4 protein-coding genes are annotated in these 4,319 nt (G+C 43.1%); all 4 read right to left on the minus strand.

Translation table 11 applies throughout. The features are described from left to right. Positions 1 to 400: 400 nt before the first annotated feature. Entirely contained in the window at positions 401 to 1,429 is a 1,029-nt protein-coding gene (locus tag A3756_RS14695; RefSeq protein ID WP_068553761.1) for a hypothetical protein, read from the minus strand. Positions 1,430 to 1,505: 76 nt separating this feature from the next. Then, on the minus strand, positions 1,506 to 2,507 hold the full coding sequence (locus A3756_RS14700; protein ID WP_068553762.1) for an LPP20 family lipoprotein: 1,002 nt from the start codon (positions 2,505 to 2,507) through the stop codon (positions 1,506 to 1,508). A 22-nt stretch (positions 2,508 to 2,529) separates the two neighbouring features. Beyond that, a complete protein-coding gene (locus A3756_RS14705) occupies positions 2,530 to 3,429 on the minus strand; it encodes a hypothetical protein (RefSeq protein ID WP_068553763.1) in 900 nt (299 codons plus the stop codon). 11 nt (positions 3,430 to 3,440) lie between these two features. After that, positions 3,441 to 4,319, minus strand: an 879-nt coding sequence (locus tag A3756_RS14710) for an RNA polymerase sigma factor (RefSeq protein WP_231875548.1), incomplete at its 5' end; no start/stop codon positions are given.

Raw genomic sequence — 4,319 nt, forward strand, 5'->3', positions numbered from 1 at the left:
CAGCTACTTGAGCGGCTTGCTCTTGTTCAAGTTGAGCGAGCTCTTCAAGGGAGACGAGTTGAAGAGGTACGGGGGCGAGGGTGCTACAAGCTGGTAAAAAAGCGATAAGTAATACTAAAATTCGATATTTCATAAACGATTTCCTTGGTTACCTTTTTGCTATTCACCCTCAGAATACCTGTTGAGAAGCAAGGCTAATGAATTACACTATTGTACGAACAAAAGCCTCCCCCATTACCTGCGGCCTCTCATTGAATACCATTTTGATAGGTCACTATATAAGAGCTGCTACTATCAATATTAAACATTTTAATAAATACGAGTCCGCCTTCTTTCACGAAGATTAATCCTGCATGGGCAGCAGCGCTACAGAACAGAAGACCCGCAACGATAATCACCATTAAGGCAATGCAGAATCAACCATCTTCCCTATAGTTGAAAACAGAGATCGCTCATACTTTACTTTTGCATAGTGGCCTAATTTGATCGCATTGTCTTTTTCGCTATCATCCAGCGCAACCCAAGCATAGTTTTCAGCGGCTTGAGCGGTCACGACGCCTTTTGAAATAGGATACTCTTCCATTGAGGTCTCACCCGTTATTGGGTTTTTAACTTCCATGGCTCGGTAAATGGTCACTAGAGACTCAGGTTTGAAGCCTTGCATGCTGCCTTGAGACAGCTTAAATATACTTTCCTCGCCATTGCTCAAGCGCTCAACGACATAGGCTTTGGGTGCAAACTGGTTTTGTATCTCGACATCAAAATTTTCGATTGCATCCAGAGCTGCTTGTTGAATCATGCCTTCTTGCGACTGTTTTGAAATAGGGCAGTGGCTGCCATAAGTATCTTGTGAGTCACTGACATCCCCATCAACCGAGATTGAGCTAAGTAGCTTTAACTCTGGCATTTTGTAGATACGCAAATTCGCTTTTGCTTGTGCGGAATAACGGCAGCTCGCTGAGCGCTGATGCCATTGACCTTTTTTGTCTTGCCAGCGCTCAGCTTTGTTATAGACAGCGCCTACATTTGCAGCGCTTACTTCACCGGTTACAGCATAACTCGCAACATTTGGCCCTGCATAACCTGAGCTTCCATGCATTTCCGCCAATTCAATTTCCTGTTGGAGTTTCTGAGCGATAGAGCGGTCAACTACTTCGGCTCCCGTAACAGAGATCTTGTCTTCCAGTGCTTTGGCAAAGCTATAGCCGGCTTTAGCGCTTTTGGCTAAGGCTACATTGCTATCATCTAAATTAAAAACGACCACTTTTGTTTTACCGCCGCCAAACTCTTCTTTAGAAGGTAAGATTTTTGCCTGCATTAATGGCGCTCGATTGTATTCACTGAGGTCCACTTGCTTTGGCCCCATCATTCCAGCACAGCCAGATAGAAGCACACTGATTGAACCTAATAGTAAGGTAGCTTTTTTCATTGAACTCTCCATTATTTTGTTTTTAGGCCAAAGCCTATTCCTATTAATTAGTACTTTCTAAATTCCGGTCTGATTTCTAGTTAACCAAGCCAAGCATACGATAGACATCTATTTTGCTCTTCACCTCGTTAGCAATTTGCTGCATTGCTTTATCTCTGCTTGAGTCGAAACTGCTGACAGAAGAGCCTTTGAGTTGGTAGCTATTACTGCTGACCAACTGTTCACTATCGGTTTTGACCAAAATCTCTAAATCGATATTAACCATCTTGGTTGAGAATATTTCTTTCTCTTTTATGCTTCCTTCTAACTCAATGATGCTGTCAGCCCTCATCGGGCTAGTAACTTGAAAGCCATTAGTTTGCATAATCTTTTTAATATGACGGACAAGAGGTTTGAGTGAAGCGTCTGAGTTTAAAGAAAATTTTGTTTGTTCGAGCAATGCTTTCTCTTTTTGAACAAAGCTTCGGTAACGATCCAGGTCACCCTGCTTATTTTGGCTAGGGTCGGCTGCATGGATCAGACTAACAAGCTCGCGTCCTTGAATTGCGTATGTATTTGCCTGATTGTAGGCCAATAGTTGGAGTAGTTTGTTTTTACCACTAAGGCCCTGTAATTCGGCGTCGATGCTGTTGTTCACTTCATTTAACTGATTAACCTTATCGGCTACAAAGGTGCTGCGTTTCATCGCAAGCAATACGTAATGCTTGTTAGCCCGCTTCAGGCTTTCACGGACATCAAAACCTGATAGTTTTACGTCTTGAATGCGGGTATTTACCTTTTGACTAAAGGAGCTTTCACTCACACCGTTGGATAAATAATCTCGGTTTTCGGACTCACTGCTAACATTGGTCGAAAGCTTTCCTGCAATATCCTTTAAAGCGCTTTGCTTGGCGCTGTCTAAATTATCGCCTTCACCGACACCATACATAAATTGGCTGTCGTCAGCTGGTGGTCTTTTTACCCAGGAGGGAATACTGTCGTCAGCCCAACTAGCCATTGGAAATGCGATGCTTAAAAGCAGAGCAATGAAGGTCAGCTGATGTCGGTTTATAGATATTTTGCCAGAATTTAATTGCATGCCTTGGTTCACTTGTATTGAGCTAAAAGTTATAAGTTTCTGTTACGAGCTGGCCATCTTTACGTAAAACTTTGAACGTAAGCTTGTTCTGAGTTAGCTGCTTTATTTCTATTGCCGAAGCAAGATGCTCTGAACGGTCTTTTCTATTGCTATATTGATAGATAGTCTCGTAGCTAATCATTTCATTATTAAATTGATATGACGCAATGATCAGATCGACATTTGACTCATCATTGGAGGATATCAAAGCAATTTTGTTAGTAGTAACTCTTACGTCCATAAGACTGCCAACATTATATGGAGAAGGAATGGCTTTGAGAAGACCTCCCTCGTTGCTATGGAGCCAATGCTGGGTATTCAGCGTATTTGATACACAAAACTCACTCAGCTCTTTTGGCTCGACAGCGTAGCACTTAATTTTGCCTAGCAGAGCGACTTGTTGGGCATCGCCTTGCTTGGCTTTTTGAGGCGAGTCTAGCGGGGCATTAATCGCTAATTGGTTTGTAGAGTTTTCTACAGGGCTCTTTTCCAGGGAAGAGTGGGAAATGAGCATACCAATGGCACCAACAAATATACCCATACTCGCGGTTAAAGCGCCTTGCCAGGAAAATAACTCAGCAAACCATGCTGTTAACATCTCTATGCGTGATGGGCGAGTCGCTTGGGACTCAGCTTTTTCGCTGCTCATTTGTTCTTGAGGCACATCCATTGCGAGCCAGGTTTCATACAAATTTTGGTTATTCTCGAATTGCCCATAGATTTGATGCTTTCTAGTCTTGCTTAGCTTACCTTCAGCTAGCGCAGCCAACTCTTCTAACGAAGCTTCAGGGCCTAGGGCCTGTTTCGCGCCATCTGGCGCATGAACGATCAGTTGAGCGAGCGCGTGATCTAGACGACTTTTCTTTTCTTCTATCTCATTCACCGTGAATACTCTCAGCCAATAGGTTCAAAATCTAACCCGAGACTATTAAGTATCGCTAATAATCTTTCGAGGGTTTTTTTATTCTGACGGACAGGAATGTGCTTTGCGACATCTAGTCTTCTCGCAATGGCACTGTGACTATAGCCGTCAATATAGTGCATACGTAACATTAGACGCTCTTCTGCTGAGAGCTGTATGGCATGAACTGCGCTGACAATGTCCTTATCCAGCGCGGTAATAGTGTTTTGCTCGCTTTCTTCATTGCCTGTCAGGATCAATTGAACCAGAGAGAGGATCTGGTTGTAGTTATTTTTTTTATAGTGCTCATCAATGCCATTGCCGTCAAAGCTATCGTTTTCATAAACATAACTATCAGCGCCATATTCGTCGTCGTCAATAGATTCGGGACGATTACTGACGCCACACCAGGGGATTTTGACCTTGATGGTACGGATAATATTTTTGATTGATGAGGGCTCGCGCTCGCCATTTTTACAGGCTTTATCAATGATAAACTCTGCGCCTTCACGCTTTAAACAAAGGTCATTCCAAATCTGCTCCCAAAATGAGCCCTCTCGCTTCAACCATTCCGGCGGGCGTTTTCGACCGAATACTTTTCTGCCATACTCAACCATTAAATTTGCCGATAGAGTTTTCAGATAGCCTTCTGGGGAGGATAGTCCATTGTGCTTTTGGCACATGGCCCAATCGTTTTCTGATAGTTTTTCAATAAGATAAGAGACGGCTTCCTCTTGCCGAGCTATATCGCCACTAAACTTGTGGGCAGCCTGGCTATTGATGAAAGCTTGGAATTTTTTTCCGTAAAAGAGAGAGAGCCAATCGATCTTCATGTTCTTATGATTTCTTATATCGTCCCTGATCGTATATTC

The sequence above is a fragment of the Oleiphilus sp. HI0086 genome (assembly GCF_001635225.1).